Source organism: Stenotrophomonas maltophilia (assembly GCF_039555535.1).
GTDB lineage: Bacteria > Pseudomonadota > Gammaproteobacteria > Xanthomonadales > Xanthomonadaceae > Stenotrophomonas > Stenotrophomonas maltophilia_Q.
This window is the reverse complement of the sequence record NZ_CP154630.1, coordinates 1,923,540-1,942,587: the sequence shown is the minus strand read 5'-3', so window position 1 is coordinate 1,942,587 and position 19,048 is coordinate 1,923,540. Positions and strand designations below refer to the sequence as shown.

The window sequence follows — 19,048 nt, the reverse complement described above, 5'->3', positions numbered from 1 at the left end:
AGGATATATGGACATGGATGCACGATGCAGGAACACGCTTTGAGCACGGCAACGCCATCGCGCAGCGCACGATGCTGGCTGCCGGCGACCCTGCTGCTGGCACTGGCGGCGTGCTCGCCTTACTCAGACGCGGAGCGCGATGTCGCCGCGGGCGGACGCGGTCTGGCCAAGCTCAATCCCGCACCGAAGCAGGCTTATGAGCTGGTGCTGACACTGAAGGACGCGCCGGGCCCGTTCGCGATCGTTGAGGGCGTGGCCCAGTACGACGTCAGCAACTACGCAGATTGTGGTCGGATCCTGCCTGCGACAGGTACTGCAGGGCGCATCACCAGCCAGGAACCCGTCGAGCTACGCAAGGTCGGTGAGAACGAATACCGCGGCACTTTCTACCTGGACCGTATGCAGGACGAGGAGTACTACGGGCGCGGCACGTGCCACTGGGCACTGACGAGCGTTGGCGCGATGTTGCGCGCTACGACCGGCGAGGCGGATACGCGATTCCTGACGTTCATCGACAAGGAGCGCATGGAGAGCGACTCACCTCTTACGCTTTATTACCCAAACCTTATCTATCCGCGCGCCGACACTGTCGCCAACTTTGGCGCCAGTGGCGAGGAAGATCCGTCGGGGTACAGCGAAGATCTGCGCGACGCGCTGTTCTCAACCACCACCACTGTGCAGAAGCTTGTGCAATGAGCTGCCAGTTCAACCATCCCTCTACCCCCAAAGGAGGCCGACATTGCGCCACAAGATGATTCCGTGCCTTGCTCTGCTTCTATTGACCGCCTGCAACCCGGAGACCGCCATGAACCAGGAACGTGCCGCTGCCGAAGCCGATGTCGCCCAGGGTGGGCGCGGCCTCGCCAAGCTCAACCCCAGCCCGCGCAAGGCCTATGAACTGGTACTGCGCCTGAAGGATGCCCCCGGCGATTTCGCGGTGGTCGAAGGCGTGGCGCAGTACGACGTCACCAACGAAGACCAGTGCGGCCACATCGAACCCGCCACCGGCACTGCCGCCCGCATTACCAGCCAGGAACCGGTGGAGCTGCGCAAGGTCGCTGAGGGCGAGTATCGCGGCACCGTGTACCTCGACCGGATGCTGGATGAGGACTACTACGGTCGTGGCGTCTGCAAGTGGGAATTCAGCGGCGCCGGCGCGATGCTGAAAGCCACCGGCGCCGAGGGTGAAACCCGCTTCCTGTCGTTCATTGAGGCAGCACCCTTTGTCAAAGGCGAGACCGAGACTCGCCACTATCCTCGCGCAGACTATCCGCGCGTGAATGAGATTCCTGATTACGGCGCAAGCGGCCAGGAAGATCCCACCAAGTTCCGCCCGGAACTGAGGAATGCGCTGTTCTCCGCTTCGCTTGAAGCCAGCGAGGTCCGCCAATGAGCCTCAACAGCCAAGATTATGCAGCGCTGTCCGAAGATGCATACAAGGATTATGCGGTCGGTCGTCGTGCACCTGGTCAAGAAGAGATCGTCCCGATCAACGGGCACAAGTACAAGATTCTCGAGCACGTTGATAATCGACTGAACGGTTATCAGGGAACGATCTACCAGCGAGTCGACACCAATGAAATTGTCGTCGCACATCGCGGCACCGAACAAATCGCACGCGATGCGATTCTGACCGATGGTGGCATGGTCGTTGCCCGCACCAACGTGCAGGCTCCGGACGCCATCGCGCTGACTCAACGCGCCCTCGCTTACGCCAAGAAGGAGGGGCAGGATCTCGGGCAGCGTCCACCCGAAGTCACCGTCACCGGCCACTCCCTCGGCGGCGCCCTCGCCCAGATCACCTCGCACCACTTCAACGTCAAGGGCGAGACCTTCAATGCCTACGGCGCGGTCAGCCTCAGCTATCGCATTCCGGAAGGCGGCAACACCATGATCAACCACGTCATGGCCTCCGATCCGGTCAGCGCCGCGTCGCCGCATTTCGGCCAGGTCCGCATCTATGCGAAGCCGGATGAAATCAAGACACTCGCCGCAAACGGTTTCAGCAACCATCCGATGCGCGCCCTGATCCCGGACAGCCCGCTGATTGCAGCAGGCAGCTCGTTCGGTGCGCACAAACTGGGCAACTTCCTCGACGAAGGCTCGGTGCTGAAGCATCCGGAAACGCAGAAGCTGGCGAAAGACAACGCCAAGATGATCGAGGAGTACCGCGATGACGTCGAGTCACTGCGTCGCGGTGTCACCCGCGCGGCACGCGGCATCCCGGGCGGCGCCATCGATCTGTACGACCACATCCGCGGCCCGCTGCAGCCCGGTGAACCGGCACGCCGCGAAGCGGAGAAGAACGGCCATCACACCAGCATGCTGCGCATGGACGATGCCAACCACCTGGGCAACCCGTTGTTCAACGACGCGATCCGCGGCGTGCATGCTCATGACGTGCGGGTCGGGCGCGTGCCGGACGTGATGAGTACTCAGCTGGCGGGCAGCCTCGCCGCCGAAATGCACGCGGCAGGCGGCAAGCGCATCGACGAGGTGGTCATGAATGCCGATGCCTCGCGAAGCTTCGCGGTGCAGGGCCAGGGCGGCGACCCGGCACACCTGCGCGTGTCGGTGGACACGACCATGGCGATGAACACGCCGCTGGAGCAGAGCAGCCAGCGCATCGACCAGCAGGCCGCCGACCAGCGCGTTGCGCTGGAGCGCGACCAGCAGCTGGAACAGCAGCGGAACCAGACCCGCAGCATGCAGGCCTGATGGACTGCGCGGGAGCCGGTCAGCCCGGCTCCCGCTGCACGTCGGCACTCCGGCTCAGGGACCGGAGGCAGCCATCGGCGCGGAGGTACCGGCCGTCACAAACAGATCCGGGCCGGAATCCGGGAAGCCGCCACAAGCGCGATCCCCCGGCGCCACCGGGTCGCAGGGCCACTGGCTGCGCGGAACCTTTTCGCGCAACTCGAATCGGTCCCCGGTCCAGACAACGAATGCCAGGTGCTCACGGTTCCAGTCACTGAACGCACGCGGGCCACCCTTTTGGGCGGTCTCCGGGTACTGCACGAACCAGCGCATGGCCGGGCCATATTGCAGCTTGCTGTGATCCAGCGTGATCCGGCCCTCGCGCGCCAACTGGCGTGCGCGATCGGCTTCCGTCAACGGCGGCATGGCCGGCATCGCCTCGGCGGTAACGTCCCGCGGTGCGGCATCGCCACGCACCTGGTACACACGCTGGCTGACATAGGCCTCGCGGCAATCCCCCGCAGGCACGCGTACCGGCTCCGCGCCGTACTCATCGCGGTTGGCGACCCGGTCGCTGCAGGTGAACGGCGCCGACACCAGGTAGAACGTGCTGTCGGCGTCACGCCCTTCCAGTGAACGCACCCAGATGTCACCCATCCGCACGATGAAGTCCGGGCGCTGGCCGTAGCCCGGCACCGCCTTGAACCACGCCTTCTGCTGCACCTCACGCTCGCGCCAGCTGCGCGGCAGGTGGATGTCCTGCTGGGGCAGCGCGACCAGCAGCGCGGCCAGATGCGCCGGCATCCTGCCCTGGCAGGCGCCGATCAGCAGGTCGCCCTGGGTCGCGAGTCGCCCGGCCAGGTCCACGGGACAGCGGGCGCCAAGCGCGCGCTCGGTCGCCTGCTCGGGCGGCAACGGCACGATGGCCAATGCGGGCGGTGCGGGTGCTACCGCCGGAACGGCTGGCTCGACGGTGGCAGGCGGTACAGCCACAGGCGCCGCCACTGCCGGCGCAACGGGCGCGGGCGCCGGGTCCGCAGCCGGCGCCGGCTGCGCGTCCACCCCAGGTGCCGCAGGAGGTGTCACGGCAGCTGGTACTTCGGGAGCCGGCGCCGCGACAACGGCTTCGGCCGCCACAGGCGCTGCAACGGGCGCCGCCCCTGCAGGTGGGGCAACGGGCGCCTCGACAGCGAGGGGCGCCTCAGCGACGGGTACCGATGCCTCCTGAGCCTGCGCCGACGCTGCGGCAAGTCCAAGTGACAGCAGCCAGAGCGGCGGCAGGCGGCGCGCGGATGCATTGCAGCGGGCAGCGGCCTGCCGGGCATTCAAGGGAACGATTCGCATGTGGTGTCCTTACGGGTTGGTTTCCATGTCGGCGCCACAGGGCGCCACGCGTCGTACGTAAAGCGCCAGCGGGCACCCTGCCCGCCGGCATCGGCATTACAGGGATCGAGAACGCTGCTCCTGCTCGCGCGCGAGCGCGGCCGTCGGATCCTGCTGCGCAACGCTGGCCGCCAACTGCTGGCTGCTCTGCGCCAGTGGCTGCTGGGAGGCCTGCTCCCGATCAACAGACGCACGCAGCATGGCCGGATCACCCAGCGCGCCCTGCACTGCAAACAGCGTACGGCCGTCGTTGCCCGCCAGCAGATGATCGATGCGCGACAGGCCGGCCTTCTGCGCGCCCAGCGCCAACACGCCAGCGGTATTGTCGAGCTCCTGTGCACTGCGCAGTCCACTTTGTGGCCCCATCTGCTGCAGGTGCCGGCGCGCATCCTCGAACAACGCATTGCCGGGCTCACCGGCATGCGACATGTCGCGTGCAACGGTCTGCGCCGGTGCACCGACTTCGCCGCGATCCAGTCGCGCCATCACGTCCGGCGTCAACTTCTGCTGCCAGACCTCAAATCGTTGCCGGCGCGCCTCGATGCCATTGAGCGCGCCATTAAGCGCATAAGTTGCTTCGCGCACATCATGGCGCGCCCCCTCCGGCACCCGTGTCTGCCACTGCCATACGGCAATACGGCCTGCGTACTCGGGCTGCGCGGCCAGCTCCGGGTGATTCACCAGGTCCAGATCCAGCGCCTTGCCGGCACGCTCGTAATTCTCCTTGCCGACCAATGGCAGATAGCCGCGGCCGTGGTACTTCAGCGCGTCACCGGGCGCATCGTTGCCCATGCGGCCGCCATACATCAGTTCGGCCAGGTTCTCCGGGCGACCACGCAGCGCCTCCTGGCGGGCGCTCTCCAGCGCAGCGTTGCCATTGCGCCACGCAGCCTCCACCGGGATCTGCGAGATTCCCCGGGTGAAGTTGAAACTCTCGTTGAGCCGGCTCAAGCCGCGCGACTCGTGCCCTGCCTGGGCCATGAAATTGGCCAGTTCAAGCGGGGAGTCGATGCCGGCTTTGGTCGCCTGTCGCAACAGCTGCGACTCTCTATCGGTCGACACAGTGCAACTCCTGAATCTTCATCAGCGCGGATTCCCTTCCGCCGGTTGGAGCTTGGCTCATGGAAGCGACACCTCGGCGACGCTGGACGGGTCGAAGTCCTCGAACCGCACCCTGCCCAGCTCCGCCACCGAGTAATCCCGGATGTTGGTCGCTTCGGTCTCGATATCCACGACCTTGCGTCTCACCCCATCCACCCAGCAGGCCTTGTCCGCAGGCGCATAGCGGAACCGGTAGGTGCTGCTCCAGCGCTCGCGGCTACCGCCGTTGGTGATCACGCTGAAGGTGCCTTCCTCGACCATTGCATACGCAAAAGGGTCGCCGGCCAGGCCACCTCGGGTGGAACACGGCACCAGCTTGTCGTTGCGCGCGGCCAGCTGCCAACGCCCGCGCCCGTCACCGCGCAGCAACAGCAGCACCCGGTTCGGTCCGTGCTGGCCGGGCACCAGCCCTTCCGGCGTCGGCTGGTCGATGACCAGCAGCTGATACTCGATGCCATCGCCGTTGAGCTCGCCCCTGACAGCTTCCAGCAGGTTCGCACCGGACGGAACGAATGCCAGGGCATCGTCCATGTGTGCGCCAACCCTGTCTTCCATCCCCTCCCACTCCTTCAATGTGGTCATGCCGATGCCCGCCTCCCTGCCCAGCCGGAACGCGTTCCGGCTTATCCGCGCCTGCGCGGACAGGGATCATAGCCTTGCGTACGGCAAGACCGCGATGATGGCGAGCGTCACCCGATGCAGGGGCTGACAGCGTCCTCATTGGACGGAAGAACTCCTGCATTCGGCGGCACTGGAGCGTCATTTTCATGACGCGCGGGGAGCTTACCGCGAGGTGTTCTGCCGCGTCGAAGTGCGAGGAAATCGAAAAGCGGAATTGATCACAGAAAACGGGGCTTAGCGTGAATGGCGCCTTACCTGATGAACAGATCCGCCGTACAGGCCGTTCTGGCGATCCCGCATTGACCCTGCGGCAGCTGCTTCCATGCCGCCTTCGCGCTGCATTGCTGCATCGCGACAACGACCGCTCCCTGTTCGGACATGGCGGTGGCGACGCTGGTGGTTTCCGTGCCCAGACCCGCGTGGGCGACCGCCACGCATTGCGCCTGGAACAGGGTCGCCAACCTACATTCGCCTTTCCCGAACTCCTTGCACTCCTTCATGGATGCACGCTTTGCCTTGCCCCGCGAGCGCATCGAGTTGCTGATGAAGGTGTCGCCGCGGGCATCCATCGCCACGCCGCGCACGGTCTGCGCCCAGTTGGGGCGATTGTTGTACGGGGATCCTGAGCTGCTCACCGGAATGGGCGCACAGCCCTGTACACCCTGGCCACCGATGGGATACATGCCCTGCGGGCAGTTGCCTTCGGCAAGCGCAGTGAACGGCAGCAGGCCTGCAGTCAGCAGACACGGAAGAAAAGCGAGGTGGATCCGTTTCATGGGGAGACTCATTCCTTTGCTGCCCATTGTGGGAGGTGGGACGGCCTGAGCAGATGATCGTTGCCCACAGCCGATGCTGGAGCCAAGAGAACAAACGGAGCTGCACCCAAACACATGAAGCTTTTCGCCGCCATCTCGAGTTGCACTGGCTGCCAGTCCGACAATCCGATCAACGGGTCAGAATGACTCATAGACCGGCTTCGTACAGTCCTCGTATGCAACCTGACACGCCTTTCCATCGGTGTTGACGCACGACTGCTGGGCAAACTTCCGCGCTTCGGCGGAGTCCTTGGCGCTGGCAAGACCGGCGCGGGAAGCCCCGCCCTGGCTATTGGGAACCAACCATGCAACGCACTGGTTTCTATACGTGTAGATGACTCGGCAATCGGAAGCACCGCGCCTACCGCAGTCTGCCAGAGCAAACTGCTCCGCGTTCTCCTTGCTCGGCCGGCCCGTTGCAACACCCGCATCTGCGGTCGCGTCGGACGACGCAATCGCCCCCCACGTCTTATGCCACTGACTCGCGGGCCCGGGGTCGCGGGCAGTCGCCCCTGCCCCAGGAATCGGGGCACACCCACCAACCCCTTGATCGCCGATGGGGTACTGGCCGGAAGGGCATCGGCCCTCGGCACTGGCGTTGCTGGCAACAAGTAATGCAGCGAACAGCAGAGCAGAAATCACGAAAGCTGAATCACCACGCAGAGATTTGAAGTCGGCCATTGCCTTGAATCTCCGTGTGATGTCACAACCGATCAGTCTTGCTGGAAGAACGGCTTGGTACAGTCAGAATGGAAAACGGAGCAAGCCTGACTTCCCAAATCCTTGCAGTCCTTGGTTGCCCGCTCCTGCGCCTGTTCTTTCGTCGCCCCGGTGTTGAATCTCATGCCATTGTCCGGTCGTGCAGCCCGGACAACCGCATAGCACTGGTTGTAGTAGGTAAAAACGACTGTGCAGTCGGTAGCTCCGCCCTGCCGGCATCGCTCGACGGCTTGGCGCTCTGCCGAAGCCTTGGCCTGATGCCCAGTGGCAGAACCTGCATCTCCTCCAGGCGAGCTGGCGACTGCACCCCATGTCTTGACCCAGTACCCGGGATTCTCCTGCGGGGCGCTCTGAGCCGCGCCGGGTATGGGTGCGCAGCCTCCAACGCCTTGGCCACCAATCGGGTACTGGCCCCCAGGGCAACGGCCTTCGGCATTGGCATTTTCAGTAACGACGAGCACGGCAAACGCCAGCGTCAAAAACCCAAGAAATGTTACCCAGATGCTTGAATCCGGCCATTGCCAAGACTTTTTGGACATCACTGTTGATCACTCGGTGGTCTGATGCTCCGCACCCGTCATCTTCCTTGAAGCCTTCCGCAGTGCTTCAAGCGACATCCAAAGAACGGGAGGCAATATGATTTGCCATATCAGCCCTCCTGAAAGAAGGGCTTGGTGCAGTCCGAGTGGACGAACGTGCACTCCTGGCTTCCCGAATTCCGACAATCCTGCGTCGCCCTTTCCAGCGCCTGTTCCTTGGTAGCACCCGCGTTGAACATCGTTCCATTGTCCGGCCGGCCGGTTCTGATGGACGCATAGCACTGGTTGTAATAGGTGTACAGAACCTTGCAATCAGTTGCTCCCCAGTGACCGCAGCGCTCGATCGCCTGTTGCTCGGCCGAGGCCTTGGCCTGATGGCCAGTCGATGCACCCGCATCGCCATTCATGGATCCCGCAACGGCTCCCCACGTCTTAACCCAGTGCCCGGGATTCTCATCAGGCGCGCTCCGGCCTGCACCAGGGATGGGAGCACAGCCGCCCACTCCCTGATCGCCGATCGGATACTGGCCCGGAGGGCAGCGACCTTCTGCTAACGCAGAATTGATGTATGCAGAACCCATAAACACGAAAGACAAGCAAAGATATTTCAGAAAACCGTTGGCGCTCATCGTCAGTCCAGCCTCTAATTTCCTTGATTGGCGTTCGCCGCGCCACGTTGACCAGGTGTGGTTCCTCCCGCCCCGCCCGTGCCGTCAAACACTCGGCCCAGACTGTTCTGAGGATTTGCTGCATTGTGGCCCGACGCGGCCTCTGGAGCCGCCGGCGGCGGAGCCGACATGCCCGGCGGACGACCATCAGCACTCGGCGAGGCACTGGCGCCACCACCTATCTGCGAATATGCCATGAAGGTGCCCAGGGTACCCTGGAAGAACATCGCTGCCATTGGGGGTGTAGTCAGGATCAACGCGGTGAGGATCAGGCCCATGCCTCCCTGCTGCATTGCCTGGCTGGTCATGCCGTCGGACATGCTTTCCTTGAGGATGAACTCCTGCACCAGCGCTGTGGTCCAGAAAGTGGCCGCTACACGTACCACCATATCCAGTGCAATGGAGACCATCGCTGCAAGTACGGCCATGGAGAACATCGTGCCGATGCCGTAGAACAGCCAACGCTGGAACAACTGCTTGGTCTGGTCGAACAACAGGCAGAGGATGAACAGAGGGCCAAAGCCGATGAACAGCGCCATGGCGATTTCATACAGCATCAGCATCGCACCAGCGGTGATGGCTGGACCTGCGGTGCCCATGCCGATGAAGAACAGTGCCCGCTTCTTGTCCTCCAGCAGCTCCCCGTCATTCATGATCTGGATGGCGTCGATACTGGAAAGCGCCACCTGCATCCATGCCAGGCTCTTGTCGATCTGAGCTTCGGGTGACTCGTTCGAGCCTGTCACGACCTTCGTGATTTCTGCCTTGACGTCGTGGGTGAGGAAGCTCTGCAGGTTGGTGCCGAAAGCGCCCATCGTGGTGGCCGCGCTGACGATCAACGCCGCACGCGCCATATTGGTCACCAATACCATCATTGAGTCCCGGCTGCGGCCGGTCACGATGCGGAAGCCCTGCACCAGCACCCACAGGGTCATGAGCGTGAGGGCGATGCCGCCGACCCACTGCATCATTTCCCCCATCATGTCGATGCCGAACTTGTTTATCTTCTTTCGCAGGAAGTCGAAGATGAACTTGAAGAACACGAAATCCCCGATCGACTGGACACGTGCAACGTGCCCCATCAAATCCTGGAATCCGCCATTGAAATCAAAATTGGCAATCGACCTGATCATTTCCGCAATCCCTTGATGTATCCCTACCGGACAACCTCATGGAGCCGGTGCCTATGCACCTGCCCCAAGCGACGTCAGTCGATGTGCAAAGCGCCTTCCAATGCAGCCGTCTTGACCAGCTGCGAGATGACGCCCGGCTTGCCCTTCAATGCCACGCGCGCCAGCACGCGCTGATTGGCCTTCATTGACTCCTGATAGGCGTCGTAGGACCGCATGCGCGCCTCCCACTCCTGCTGCAGCTTGGAAATATCGTTTGCCGTACGCAGGGAGTCACTGTTCACGGCCGAAAGAGTTCCCGCAAGATTGCCATCGGCGCCGCCTCGCCAGCCCATGATCTCAGACAACGACGCGTTGATGCTGGGAATGGTCTTCTCGATGAAATCCACCGTCTCGTTGCGCTTCCGGTTTTCCATCATCTGGATGTTGACGCACAGCTGCTGCTGCTGCGCGTAGAGATCACCGGAGGTATCCAGCACAAACTTCTTCAGCAGGCTGCCAGCGCTGAAGCCCGCCGACGTACGGCAGAGGTCGGCGACCATATAGTCGTCTGGAACCCGCTCCAATGTGGCGCCTGGCGGCAAGCCGAAGTTGTTGATCATGCCCTGGATCTGGACAAGCGCATTTTGGTACTCCTGGAACGTCCTTCTCCACCGAGTTACCTGAGCCGCGTACTCCAGCCCGTCAGCCTTCATTTGCGCCTTCCCTTGGGCAAAGTCCTTCAGTGCCTGCATGAGATTACTGAGGTCGAAGACAGGGTAACCACCGGCCGAAACCGACGTGGTGGAGAACATGACCATGCTCCCCAGCAGGATGGCTGCCAGGCGCTTCTGACGCAGACCGCGGTGGCGCTTGTGATTTCGGGATGTCATGCTCATGTTCTTCTCCAGGGGAATGGATTTCATTCGGCGCTGTCTGATCCAGGGCTTTCAAGCCGCATCGGTTTCGGCAGAGGCCTTGGCTTTACCAGAGCCCTTTCGGTTCTTGTAGAAGTCCTCCAGCCACTGTTCCGGCGTGAGTTCGTCCACAGTGATCCGATTGCGGACTGCAGCCGTCTGCAGCACCCGATGCATGATGTCGATGTTGTCGGTCGAGGCCGAGATCACCGACAGGATGTCGTCCATGCCACGCAGGTTGAGCTGGCAGACACTGGAAGCATGGCCCTGCTTGACCAGGAAGCAGCGCGAGCGCTCGTCCAGTGCCGTGACCACCTTGAACTCCGCCTCGGTCAACTTCAGGCCATCCATGTAGTCGCTCTTGCTGGCGTTCGGGTTCGGCAGCAGGATGAGCGTGGCGGTCTGCTCGATCAGGGCAGCGGAGATATCACTCTTCAGCGCGTCTTCCGGGCTCTGCGTGGCGAAGATGCCCAGGCCGTTCTGCTTACGGATGGTCTTCTGCTTGTTCTTCGCGAACTCCTTCAGGCCACCCTCGCCGTCCAGGATCTTCCAGAATTCGTCCATCACATAGATCAGCGGTCGACCGTCGATCAGCGATTCCAGGCGGTGCAGCAGGTAATTGATGACCGGCACGCGCACTTCGGGATTGTCGATGATGTCGGTGTAGTCGAAGCCGATGATGTTGGCCTTGCTCAGATCCACCGTATCGATCGGATTGTCGAAGACCCAACCCAGCGAATTGCCCGAAGTCCAACGGCGCATGCGCGCATAGAGGCCGTCGTCGCCCATGTTGGGCAGGCTCTTCTGGAAGTTGGTCATGCTGCGCAGATGCATCGGCGTATCGAGCATGCTCTCCACCGCACGGTAGATGTCCTCTTCCTCGCGGGCGCTGTACTCGCGCTTGCCGGCCAGCACCTTGATCAGGTCGGCCAGGAACTGCACGTTCGCTTCGTTGTTCTCGCACTGGAACGGGTTGAAGCCAGTCGGCGCACCGTTCTCCAGAGCCAGATAATTGCCACCGCAGGCACGCACGAAGATCTCCGCACCACGGTCCTTGTCGAAGAAGAAGATGGTCGGTGACGGCTCATACTTCTGAACCTGGCTGAGCAGGAAGTTGATCAGCGCGGTCTTGCCGGTACCGGACTTGCCGATCACCATGGTGTTGGCGATCGCCTTCTCACCCAGCGAATTCTCGGATGGATGGGTGGCATGGAAGTTGAAGTAGTACGGCTGGCCGTTGGTGGTCTGCAGCGTGGTCACGCAGTCGCCCCACGGGTTGTTGTGCTGCTTGCCGGTGGCGAAGTTGTGCAGCGGCGACAGACCGAGGAAATTCAGCGAGCTGACGTTGGCCAGCCGCGTGCGGAAGCGCCAGTTGGCTGGCAGCTGCGAATAGAACGACGAGGTAACTGCCAGATCCTCCTTGGTCGACACGAAACCGGCGTTGGACAGCTCGGCACGGGTCGAGGCCACGTTCTGCGACAGCTTCGCCTGGCTGTCGCCATACACCGCGATGATGAAGTGGTATTCGCCCAGCACGAAGTTGCCTGACGACAGATGATCCATCGCCTGGTCGAGTTCGACGATCTGACTGACCGCCTTGTCGCCCGAGGAGATCATCATGCCCTTGGTCCGGTCCAGCACCTTCAATGCGTCCTGGCGCCCCATCGGGCTGAACGAATGGGTGATGACGTACTCGTAGTCCAGATACTTCAGACCATTGAGGATGCCCGGATAGGTCCCCTCGGCATATTCCTTGATATTCAGGATCGCGCCGAAATGATTGACGCCATTGGGCGTATTGATCACGAAATCGCCGGTCTTGGCCGAGAACATGTGCCGGCTGACCGGAAGATAGTCTTTCACTGGCGCCGACAGTACCGGCACCGGCTCATCGATGCGGTTGATCAGGTAGCCGAACAGCTCCAGCGTTTCGGAAAACACCACGCCGTTCTTGGCTTCGTACATGCCGAGCCGGTACGGCGCGTAGTCGCGGATCACCGCCTCGACGTTGCCGGCCAGCTCCATCAGCTTCTCGACAGCCTGCTCCTGCTCGGCGCGCAGCTTGTCCACGTTCGCGGACTTCTCCACGAAGCGCTTTCCCGCCACCACCGGGCGATAGATCATCGTCAGGTACAGCTCGTTCTGCATGATGCGCTGAGAGGACAGCATGCCCATGTACTGGTCGCACACGTCCTGGTTGAAGCGCTGCTTGTAGTAGCTCTTTCCCTTCAGCGTGCGACGGCGCCGGATGTCATGCACCCAGAAGGCAACGTTGACGAAATCCGGCGCGCGCAGCGTCTGCAGCAACCGGTTGAACGTGTTGTGCCGATGCTCAAGCTCCCATTCTTCGCGCCCCACGAACGGCAGCCCTTCCAGGTGCCACGTCAACAGGTAGTCGCCGCCCGTGGTCTTCACCACATTCGGAGCCACGTGCGACGACAAGGGGATGAATTCGCTGATGGAGGTATCTGGGTTGAACATACGACTGCTTCCAAAAGGTACTGCCGGCAAAGATGCGGAGTTGGCCAAGCGGGCGTTCAACGCCCGCCTGGCCGGATCCAGCCCTCAATCCCTGGGGGCTGGCTTGTTGCGGTAGTGATTCGGGTTGAACACCCACATGCCATCATGCTCCTGCACGTTGCGCACCTTGAGCTTGAACATCAGGCGCAGGCCCAGCAGGCGGAAGATCATCTCGTCACGCTTGGCCATCTGCCGCATGATGAAGATGGCCACCGGGATGGTCAGCAGAAACCAGAAGTTCGTGTACATGCTCAGCAGCAACAACCCGCCCGCCACCATGAAAAATGGCAGGTAGGGAACGCCCAGGAACATCGCTGGGCGCGTGCATCCCCGGAACAGGACGTTCTTATGCACTGTAGTACTGGACGGCGTGCTTGATCATTTCAAACGCCATGCCAGCGCCGTCGCCACCACCGACCTTGTCGCAGCTGCCAGCCTCCTTGCCGAGCAGCATGCGCGCGATCTGGCCTGCCGCGCCGATCAGCACACCGCCGATCAGGATCGGGGCCACGTCACCGATGCGCTTGTGGGCAAACGCGATCTGGTAACCGGCGAAGATCACGGCGATCGTGACCACGGCGATAGAGGCCATGTTCAGCAGGCCGTTGATGTTGGAGAAGAAGCCGCAGACCTTGCCATCGGTGCCGCCGAAGTCGGTACCGCCTGCCAGGGCCTGGGGAGCGAACACAGCACCTGCGAATGCGACGGCCATCAGCATGGTCTTCAGCGTGCGCTGGGCCTGGACGAGGTCGAGATTGAATCGCTTCATGGATTGATTTCCTTGTTGATGGACTAACACAACTGAATCGACCAGCCGGGGGACCGGTCGCACCACGACTTCGTCAGAACACGAAGGCCGCATCCCCTGCGGGAATCTGCTGCACCGGCGCACGGGGTGCCGGTGCGTTGTAGAAATTCTGGGTGTCCGCTGCCGGCGCGTTGCGCTCGTTCCAGGGGCGCAGCATCACCGGCGCATTCGCGCCAGCAGCCATCCCGGGCAGCTGTTGCGGCATGGCTGCCCCACCCTGAGCCGCACCAGGCTGCTGATACTGCTGCGGAGCCTGCTGCGGCATGTCGTTTCCGCCCTGCGCCTGTGGCTGCATCATTCGATCGACCGAACCCAGCACCACGCGCGATACCGCCTGGTCGGCGATGTTCAGCAGGCTGCTGCGGGCCATCGCACCGGTTGATGGGTAGACGGTGTAGGCCCGGGCCGGGTCATTGGACGGTACGTACACCGGCGCACTGCTCTGGGCGACGATGCGCGTCTGGGCCGGCGAGACTGTCTGCGGATGATGTTCGACCCTGACCACCCGACGCTCGCCACGGCTGACCACGTCAATCGGCGCGACGCCATTGCTTGCGACCTGCTGACCGCGGCGGATCGAGTCGTAGATCTTCTGCACGTACCCGTGACGGAAGCCGGTCTCGAAGTTGCCCGAGTAGTAGCAGCTGAACGACTTGCCCCAGTCACCACCGGAGCGCTTGTAGCAGTCGGCGAGGATGCGCGAACCAGCCTGCAGGTTCGGGCACTGTTGGAAGGCCTTCTCGTAGGAATCCAGCCCGTACTTGCCCAGGTTGTAGCGGTTGACCTGGGCCAGACCGATGGAGAAGTTGTAGCCCTTCTCCTCCAGCATGCGAACGGTGGCCAGCGCCTCGTCGAGGGCCTTGGGCTGGCGCACCAGGGCGCCGCCGACCACACCGATGGCATAGGGGTTGCGCGACGATTCCACGTTGATGACGTGCTGCATCACGTCCATCGAGACGGCCATTTCCGGGCACGCCATCATTTCCAGTCCTGGCAGCATTGGTCAGCCCTCCTGCCCCTGGGCACGCCCAGGATTGAAGTCGATGCCGGTGATGTAGCGCGAGCCGGCATGCGCCTTGATATGCACGACGATGTCGATGGTCATCATCAACAGTCGCTTGATGACGTTGAACTCCAGGCCAGAACCCTCGGCCGAGGCCTTCACCATCAGCGCCAGCTGGTCCCAGGTCTGCTCCGGGCTACCGGCATGGCAACTGGTGATCGAGCCCGGGTGGCCCGATGCGCAGTTGCGGATGAAGTAGAACGCCTCGTCACCGCGCAGCTCGGCCAGGATGATGCGCTCGGGCTTCATGCGCAGGCAGGCTTCCATGCAACTCTTTGCGCTGACATTGCTGGTGCTCTGCCCACCCTTGGAGTACAGCAGGTGCACCACATTGGGTTGGGTCAGAAACAGTTCGCGCGCGTCCTCGATCGTGACCAGGCGTTCGTTGTCCGGGATATGATTGACCAGCGCTTTCATGAAGGTGGTCTTGCCGCTACCGGTCGCACCGGAGACCACGATGTTCTTGCGGTACATCACCGCACGACGGAAGAACTCTGCGTACTCGCGCTGCTGGCGCAGTTCCAGCAGCTCGCGGTCCTGCTCGCTCAGACTGCCATCCTGTTCCAGGATCTGGTTGAAGAAGCCATCCTCGTGGTACTGGGTGAGCGACTTGGTGTGCTTGGACGGCAGGCGGATCGTGATCGAGACCTTGCCGGCATCACAGGCAGGTGGAATCACGAACTGCGCACGTTGCCCGGTCGGGAAGGTGAGCGAGACGACCGGATCGGCATCGGTGATGCGCTGGCCGGTGTTGCTTTCGTTCACCACGGCGGTGCAGAACTGCCGGGCCCGCTCGAACGTCAGGCCCGGCACCTCCACCCGCTGCCACCCCGCCCGGGTCTCCAGGTACAGCTCACCGGGACGGTTGATGCAGATTTCCGTCACTTCCGGGGATGTCATGTACTCGGCGATGCCCAGCACTTCGTACTGATAGCGCAGGAAGTCGCTGGAAACGAGGGCGAGGGGTGACACTTCGGCGTCCATGGTTGTTCTTCGGGTTACCGGCGCGGGTTGAGCACGTTGGTGAAGTCGACGTCCTTTGCGACGTAGACGTTCACGACGGTGCCCTGGTTGATGGTGACAGTCGGCGGGCGATTCGAACTGGTCAGGGCTTCGTTGGCGAGACGCTCCATCGTGCGCGCGGTGGCGCTTTCATAGGGCGAACGAACGGCAAAACCATTACTGGAAACCGTCGTCGACTCCGGGCCATGCTCGGCTGCGGCGTACTTGAAGGCGTCGGCGATCAGGCTGATCATCAGCGCCGATGCAATGCGACTGCCCCAGTGCGCGCTGTACTGGCCAGGATGACCGGCACCACCCAGCTGATCCACGCCCGGGCTGGACATGGCCACGTCGATGCCATTGGGCGTGGTGATGCGATCCCAGATCACTTCCACGCGCTTGCCCTTGGGACCACCACCGTACGCACCGTAGATCTTGGACCCCTTGGGCAGCAGCAGGCTGCGGCCGTTGATCGAGTACACCGGTTCGGTCAACAGGCACGACGTATAACCTGCAAGATCGGTGATGATGCGGGTCTCGAGAACACAACGCAGATAAGTGCCACGCACCAGCAGTGCATCGGGACTGCGGATGTAGGAAGCATTGGACACATCCTCCACGTCAGGCCCGCGGCGCACCTTGGCCGGCGGAGCATTGCCGTTCTGCGCCTGCAGCGCAGCCAACGTGGCCTGCATGTAGGGATCGTCGTTGTCCCCTGCTGCGGCCTGGCCGCCAGCATCGCCCGTGCCCACGCCTGCGCCACCACTACCGGCAATGCGGCGATCCAGCAGACTCGGGCCACGCTCGACCTCGCGCTCGGGTTCGGCACGAGGAATGAACGTCGGGCCCATCGTTTCCTGCGGCGGTGGCGGCAGCATCGGAATGGGTTCGGCGGCTTCCCGGGCGGCCTCGCGAATCGCGGAGGGTGCAATGATCGGCAGGTCGGGGGTGCTCGAACGTGCAACCTGCGGCGGCGCCTTGACTTCTTCAGCGTCTTCCTTGCCCTTGCGCAGCAGCAGGAAGCCCATGGCCAGCAACAACACCAGGATGCCGCCGAGGAACAACAGCGCCTTGCGGTTCAAGCGCTGCTCTTCCGCAGAGCGAAGCTGCGGGGCACTGGCATCCAGGTCCGGGGTTGCCTCGGCCTGCGCATGCCCATAATACGGGTTCGTCGGTGGCTCCTGAGCCGCAGGGCCCTGCCCGTACGGAGACGGATTTGGATCGTTGCCGGGAGTGTTCTGCTGGCTCATTTCTTCACATTCCTTCGCAGGCCGACGACGAAGTCGCCGTGGCGGATGACCAGGTACGGGTAGGTCCCGTGCACGATCAGCGTATTGCCCTCAACCGTGGTGTTGACCACGAAATCCTCGCCGTACTCCTTCTCGCGACCGAACACGGCCGGGAAGATGCCGGTCTTGTATTCGGGCGAGTTGGGCAGTTTCAGATAGGTGAAACGGCCATCGTCGTAGGCGTTGACCGGGATCAGCCACCCCATCTTCTTCGCCTTGCTGGTCGAATAGGAGTAGTTGAAGTTGTATTGGCGGTCCTTGGCCAGCTCGGTGCTCAGCAGCGGCTGCGCCTCTTCCTCGACCGCTGCCTGGGCAGGCCCGAACACAGTGTCATTCGGATAGACGAAGGCGATCTTGTACTGCACGCCGGCGCGACGGGCCTGCTCAAGCTGGCGCCAGTCGGTGGCAACGACTTTCAGCTCGAAAATGTACGAATGGGTCTCGGTACGCACCATCATGTTGGTGTCGACGTCGACGTTCTTCGGCTTGAGATAGAACACGTTCTCGCGACGGGTGAGTTCCCAGCCGCTGCTGAAGCCGGTGCTGTAGTCGAGGATCTTCTCGTTCGGGCTCAGCTCGATCTGGGTGGTGAGGCCCAGGCCGGTGCGAACCGGGTAGATGCGGTCCTTCTCATACTCGTAGTGGTCAACTGCCTGCGCCATCGCCGCGCTGGAAAACACCAGCGACAGCAACGACAGCAGCGCCCACGCGCTTCCCCTGATTTTTCGACTACTCATCGGTTGCTTGCTCCATCAGCATTTCCGGTGGAATGGTTCGGTGCCGGCATCATTGCCGGCTGTCCCGGCGCGCCCTGCCCCGGCATCGGCTGCCCCTGGACCGGCTGCCCCTGCATGGGCGCACCCTGCATCGGCTGCATCTGCCCACTGGCCGGCACTGCGACAGGCTGACCGGTGGCGGGATCGATCATGGTGGCAGCGGCCGGATTGTTCGGAACGTACATGCCCTGCGCCTGCTGTGCAGCGAGCTGTGCCTGTTGCGCAGCATCCTGGGCCTGTTGCTGCATGGCACCGTCATCCGGCACGGGCACGCCGCGCGCATAGTCGTTGTCGACACGGTACTCCGTGACCTGGAACGCCAATGGATTGAGCACGCGGTCCTGTTCGGAGAGCGCCAGATTCTGGTTGTACTGGAAGCGCATGGTGACCAGCTGGTTGTCCAGATAGGTCGATGCACCGCTGCGCTTGTCGAGCAGGCTGCGCTGGATGCGCACGGACGCGCCACGGAAGCTGCCGTTCGCCTGCACGCCCAGCGGGGTAATGCTGAGGATCTTGACCCTGATCGCCTTGCCCCGGCCGTACATCACGAACGGATTCTGCGGATTGTTGCTGGCATAGCGCTGCTTCATGCTTGCGGCGACGGCATCACTGGACATGACGAACACCAGCTCCCAGTCGCGCAACCCCATCACTGCGGAGTCGTACGACTCGCGCGCCAGCACGTACTGGGCGACATTGCTGCGGTTGACCGCCTCATTGGTGGTGATCGTCTCGCCCTGGAACGTACCCCTCAGGCGCGCCACAGTAGCGGTACCCGTGTAGGCATCGGCCATCACCAGGAACGGCACCTTCTCCTTCAGCGGCAGCATGTAGTAGTAGCCGCCAGCCAGTGCCAGCGACATCAGCAATGAGCCGGTGGCGACCCACCAGGCACGGCGCTCACTACGACGCGCCATGTCGGCCACGGTGATCTCGTAGCTGACCGCCTTGGCGACCGACTGCTCGACCTTGGGACTATTGCCGGGATCCTTCTTGCGGAACATGGATTCTTCCGTACTG

20 protein-coding genes are annotated in these 19,048 nt (G+C 62.6%); 3 read left to right on the top strand and 17 right to left on the bottom strand.

Annotated elements, in window-relative coordinates; translation table 11 throughout:
* Positions 1–24: 24 nt before the first annotated feature.
* From AASM09_RS08980 to AASM09_RS08970, 3 genes are read left to right on the top strand one after another with little or no spacing between them, the layout of a single operon-like run.
* Positions 25–696, top strand: coding sequence for a hypothetical protein (locus tag AASM09_RS08980; RefSeq protein ID WP_049429673.1), 672 nt, complete (start codon positions 25–27; stop codon positions 694–696).
* 43 nt (positions 697–739) lie between these two features.
* Positions 740–1,393: a hypothetical protein gene (locus tag AASM09_RS08975; RefSeq protein ID WP_049429674.1), complete on the top strand. Its 654-nt coding sequence runs from the start codon at positions 740–742 to the stop codon at positions 1,391–1,393.
* Positions 1,390–2,718, top strand: a complete 1,329-nt coding sequence (locus tag AASM09_RS08970; protein ID WP_049429675.1) for an XVIPCD domain-containing protein — start codon at positions 1,390–1,392, stop codon at positions 2,716–2,718. The genes AASM09_RS08975 and AASM09_RS08970 overlap by 4 nt, the downstream gene beginning before the upstream one ends.
* Positions 2,719–2,772: 54 nt before the next feature.
* On the opposite strand, the gene AASM09_RS08965 is transcribed toward AASM09_RS08970, so the two are convergent.
* From AASM09_RS08965 to AASM09_RS08890, 17 genes are all read right to left on the bottom strand, one after another.
* Complete coding sequence (locus AASM09_RS08965) at positions 2,773–4,041, bottom strand: hypothetical protein (RefSeq protein WP_414488771.1); 1,269 nt, start codon at positions 4,039–4,041, stop codon at positions 2,773–2,775.
* A gap of 96 nt (positions 4,042–4,137) precedes the next feature.
* Positions 4,138–5,142 (bottom strand): XVIPCD domain-containing protein, encoded by a 1,005-nt coding sequence (locus AASM09_RS08960; RefSeq protein ID WP_049429677.1) that lies wholly within the window; start codon positions 5,140–5,142, stop codon positions 4,138–4,140.
* A 57-nt stretch (positions 5,143–5,199) separates the two neighbouring features.
* Positions 5,200–5,736, bottom strand: coding sequence for a hypothetical protein (locus AASM09_RS08955; protein ID WP_010484878.1), 537 nt, complete (start codon positions 5,734–5,736; stop codon positions 5,200–5,202).
* A 317-nt stretch (positions 5,737–6,053) separates the two neighbouring features.
* A complete protein-coding gene (locus tag AASM09_RS08950; protein WP_049429678.1) occupies positions 6,054–6,578 on the bottom strand; it encodes a DUF4189 domain-containing protein in 525 nt (174 codons plus the stop codon).
* 177 nt (positions 6,579–6,755) lie between these two features.
* Positions 6,756–7,298: a DUF4189 domain-containing protein gene (locus tag AASM09_RS22190; RefSeq protein ID WP_080355028.1), complete on the bottom strand. Its 543-nt coding sequence runs from the start codon at positions 7,296–7,298 to the stop codon at positions 6,756–6,758.
* Between the two features lie 32 nt (positions 7,299–7,330).
* Positions 7,331–7,876, bottom strand: coding sequence for a DUF4189 domain-containing protein (locus tag AASM09_RS08945; RefSeq protein ID WP_080355029.1), 546 nt, complete (start codon positions 7,874–7,876; stop codon positions 7,331–7,333).
* Between the two features lie 110 nt (positions 7,877–7,986).
* A complete protein-coding gene (locus AASM09_RS08940; RefSeq protein ID WP_238378686.1) occupies positions 7,987–8,505 on the bottom strand; it encodes a DUF4189 domain-containing protein in 519 nt (172 codons plus the stop codon).
* Positions 8,506–8,519: 14 nt separating this feature from the next.
* Complete coding sequence (locus AASM09_RS08935; protein WP_049429679.1) at positions 8,520–9,677, bottom strand: type IV secretion system protein; 1,158 nt, start codon at positions 9,675–9,677, stop codon at positions 8,520–8,522.
* 74 nt (positions 9,678–9,751) lie between these two features.
* Positions 9,752–10,552, bottom strand: a complete 801-nt coding sequence (locus AASM09_RS08930) for a hypothetical protein (protein WP_157805848.1) — start codon at positions 10,550–10,552, stop codon at positions 9,752–9,754.
* A 51-nt stretch (positions 10,553–10,603) separates the two neighbouring features.
* The gene (locus tag AASM09_RS08925) at positions 10,604–13,051 is read right to left on the bottom strand and encodes a VirB4 family type IV secretion/conjugal transfer ATPase (protein WP_049429681.1); all 2,448 of its coding nucleotides are present in this window, start codon (positions 13,049–13,051) and stop codon (positions 10,604–10,606) included.
* 84 nt (positions 13,052–13,135) lie between these two features.
* On the bottom strand, positions 13,136–13,444 hold the full coding sequence (locus AASM09_RS08920; RefSeq protein WP_012480639.1) for a type IV secretion system protein VirB3: 309 nt from the start codon (positions 13,442–13,444) through the stop codon (positions 13,136–13,138).
* A complete protein-coding gene (locus AASM09_RS08915) occupies positions 13,437–13,859 on the bottom strand; it encodes a TrbC/VirB2 family protein (RefSeq protein ID WP_033833163.1) in 423 nt (140 codons plus the stop codon). Before AASM09_RS08915 ends, AASM09_RS08920 begins: the two co-directional genes overlap by 8 nt.
* A 73-nt stretch (positions 13,860–13,932) precedes the next feature.
* Positions 13,933–14,898 carry a lytic transglycosylase domain-containing protein gene (locus tag AASM09_RS08910; protein ID WP_049429682.1) on the bottom strand — a complete coding sequence of 322 codons (966 nt, stop codon included), beginning with the start codon at positions 14,896–14,898 and terminating at the stop codon, positions 13,933–13,935.
* A gap of 3 nt (positions 14,899–14,901) precedes the next feature.
* A complete protein-coding gene (gene virB11 / locus AASM09_RS08905) occupies positions 14,902–15,945 on the bottom strand; it encodes a P-type DNA transfer ATPase VirB11 (protein WP_033833165.1) in 1,044 nt (347 codons plus the stop codon).
* A 14-nt stretch (positions 15,946–15,959) separates the two neighbouring features.
* The gene (locus AASM09_RS08900; protein WP_049429683.1) at positions 15,960–17,213 is read right to left on the bottom strand and encodes a TrbI/VirB10 family protein; all 1,254 of its coding nucleotides are present in this window, start codon (positions 17,211–17,213) and stop codon (positions 15,960–15,962) included.
* Positions 17,210–17,989: a TrbG/VirB9 family P-type conjugative transfer protein gene (locus AASM09_RS08895; RefSeq protein WP_033833167.1), complete on the bottom strand. Its 780-nt coding sequence runs from the start codon at positions 17,987–17,989 to the stop codon at positions 17,210–17,212. The genes AASM09_RS08900 and AASM09_RS08895 overlap by 4 nt, the downstream gene beginning before the upstream one ends.
* Positions 17,986–19,032, bottom strand: a complete 1,047-nt coding sequence (locus tag AASM09_RS08890) for a virB8 family protein (RefSeq protein WP_049429684.1) — start codon at positions 19,030–19,032, stop codon at positions 17,986–17,988. The genes AASM09_RS08895 and AASM09_RS08890 overlap by 4 nt, the downstream gene beginning before the upstream one ends.
* Between the last annotated feature and the right edge of the window lie 16 nt (positions 19,033–19,048).